This window comes from Nitratifractor sp., from assembly GCF_015487065.1.
Lineage (GTDB): Bacteria > Campylobacterota > Campylobacteria > Campylobacterales > Sulfurovaceae > Nitratifractor.
Window position 1 is genome coordinate 1 of record NZ_WFQN01000099.1, and the last position, 2,609, is coordinate 2,609.

A 2,609-nucleotide genomic window follows, 5' to 3' on the forward strand; every position below is an offset into this window, starting at 1 on the left:
GCGGAACCGTTGAGGGTGTGGACGAGGCGGTTTTTCTTGCCGTCCTTGTAGCGGATTTTGGCACGGCGGGCCTGGAAGTCACGGGTGTTTGAGACGGAACTGATCTCCCGGTATTTCCCCTGTCCGGGAAGCCAGACTTCGAGATCGATCGTCTTGGCGGCGGAGAACCCGAGATCTCCGGTGCAGAGCTGGACCAGGCGGTGGGGGAGTCCGAGCTCGCTCAATAGGTCGGAGGCTTGCCGGACCATCTTTTCGAAGATTTCGTCACTCTCTTCAGGGCGGGTGATGGCCACCATCTCCACCTTGGCGAACTGATGCTGACGGATCATTCCGCGGGTGTCCCGTCCGGCACTACCCGCTTCTTTGCGAAAGCAGGGAGAGTAGGCGGTCATCAGAACCGGCAACTCCTCGGCGCTGAGAATCTCGTCGTGATAGAGGTTGGTCAGCGGGACTTCGGCGGTAGGAATGAGCCAGAGGTCTTCGTCGCAGACTTTGAAGAGATCGTCTTCGAATTTGGGAAGTTGGCCGGTCCCTTCGAGCATCTTGGAGTTGACCATAAAGGGGACGGCGTACTCTTCGAACCCCTGGGCGATGTTGCGCTCGAGGAAAAAGTTGATCAACGCGGTCTGGATCCGGGCCCCCTGCCCCTTGAGGACGGCAAAGCGGCTCTTGGCCAGTTTGACTCCCCGCTCGAAATCGATCCAGCCGTTGAGCTCCGCCAGTTCCCAGTGCTCTTTGGGTTCGAAATCGAAGCTCCGGGGTTCCAGGACCTTGCGGATCTCCACATTGTCCTCTTCGTCCAGGCCCATCGGGACGTCGTCGTCGGGGAAGTTGGGGATGCCCATCGCCAGGGCGGCAAGCGCCTCTTCGGCTTCTCGGGCCGCCTCCTGATAGCCGGCCACTTCCGTTTTGAGGCGGTTGACGCTCTCCTGCAATTCACCGATATCCTTGCCCTCACGTTTGTACTGTCCGAAGAGTTTGGAGAGACGGTTCTGCTCCGCGCGAGCCTCTTCGTAACGGCGGTTGGCGGATTTGAGGGTTTCGAAGCGCTTTTTGAGCTCCTGGAGCAGCTTCTCCTCCACTCCCTTTCGCTGGAGTTTGGCGGAGGCCTCTTCGAAATGGTTCTGCAGGTATTTGAGATCGATCATCGCGTCTGCCTTCTGGGTGAAATTGGCGCGATTATATCATTTTCCGAGTTCGAGACTGCGGCGGTAGCAGGCTTCCATCGCTTCGATGAAGCTGTCGCGCACCCTCCCCTTCTCCAATGCAGCATAGCCCGCCGCGGTCGTCCCGCCGGGGGACATCACTTTATCCTTGAGCAGGGCGGGATGCTCCTCCTCGAGCAGGGCGCCCATCCCGTCCATCAGCGCGGCGACGTATTCATAGCTGACCGCCCGGGGCAGACCCAGGTTGACGGCTCCGTCGGCCAGAGCCTCGGCGACCAGAGCCATCCAGGCGGGAGCCGAACCTCCGATCCCCGTAGCGATATCAAGCTGCTTTTCGCTCTCGAGCCAGATCGCTTTGCCGATGGAAGAGAGGATCGAGAGAGCCTCCTCCTTGAATGATACATCACCGGTGACGGAGGTGACCGCTTTGCGTTTGAGGGCGGCGATGTTGGGCATAGCCCGGATGTAGGCTTTGGCGGCGATCTTTTCGCGCAGCCTGGCCAGGGGGGTTCCGGCGAGGATGGAGATAAGCGCTTGGGCCTCTCCCTCCGTCTCGAGCGCATCGAGCGACTGCGGTTTGATCGCCAGCAGGACCACGTACCCCTCCAGGGAGGGGATCGAGTCCAGAAGCCGGATATCAGGATAGAGCCGGGCGAGTTCCCGGCGTCTGGGCTCCCAACTCTCCACGACCGTAACCTCGTACTCTCCGAGCCCCGCGAGCATCGCTCCACCCATATTTCCTGCACCGATCAAAAGTATTTTCATCGAGATTCTCTCCTAAATTTTGGGAGATTATAACGTGAGAGAGGATAGAGGAACGTTTAGCGAAAAGAGAGAATAAGGGGAATTATGTTGACTGGGGAAAATGACCGGATCGACGATCCGATCGGGAATGCCTACTTCATCGGCCCTTTTTCGAGGGCTTCGAGAGCGTATTTTTTGCCCAGTTCATAGGCTTTTTTGTTCGCTTCGTGAACTTTGGGGGGGACTTTGCTGAGCATCGTCTCGACGAGCAGATCGTCGTCCAGGGCCCGGGTGAAGGTATTGGCCGCCCCCAGAGCGACGACGGACTGGGTGATGACGTTGCCCACCTCTTCTTTGGCGATGGTGATGACCGGAATCTCGTAGATCCGCCAGCGTTTTTTGTCCTCGTCGCTGGGAGTGACCAGGTTGGGGTCGATGATGATGTCTCCACCCTCTTTGACCCCTTTCTTGAACTGGTCGTAGCTGATCTGGGCGACGGAGAGCATCAGATCCACTTCGCCGTCGTTGGCATAGGGGTAGAGGACCGGTTCATCGGAGAGCTGAATATCCACGACCGTGGGGCCGCCCCGTACCTGGGAGGTGTAGGTCGCGGTCTTGACACCGTAGCCGCCCTGCTTGATCTTCGCCGCGGCGAAGATCAAGCAGGGCGGCTACGGTGTCAAGACCGCGACCTACACC

3 protein-coding genes are annotated in these 2,609 nt (G+C 59.0%); all 3 read right to left on the minus strand.

Annotated elements, in window-relative coordinates; all coding sequences use genetic code 11:
• On the minus strand, positions 1 to 1,148 hold a 1,148-nt coding region (gene serS, locus F8I07_RS05215; RefSeq protein WP_292656638.1), incomplete at its 3' end, for a serine--tRNA ligase.
• Positions 1,149 to 1,184: 36 nt separating this feature from the next.
• Positions 1,185 to 1,931: a pyrroline-5-carboxylate reductase gene (proC, locus tag F8I07_RS05220; RefSeq protein ID WP_292656641.1), complete on the minus strand. Its 747-nt coding sequence runs from the start codon at positions 1,929 to 1,931 to the stop codon at positions 1,185 to 1,187.
• Positions 1,932 to 2,062: 131 nt separating this feature from the next.
• Positions 2,063 to 2,572 carry a 2-oxoacid:acceptor oxidoreductase family protein gene (locus tag F8I07_RS05225; RefSeq protein ID WP_292656643.1) on the minus strand — a complete coding sequence of 170 codons (510 nt, stop codon included), beginning with the start codon at positions 2,570 to 2,572 and terminating at the stop codon, positions 2,063 to 2,065.
• Positions 2,573 to 2,609: the final 37 nt, after the last annotated feature.

Bases quoted from the DNA above. Each gene is read 5' to 3' on its own strand.
- proC (WP_292656641.1), bottom strand. From the start codon at position 1,931: ATGAAAATACTTTTGATCGGTGCAGGAAATATGGGTGGAGCGATGCTC.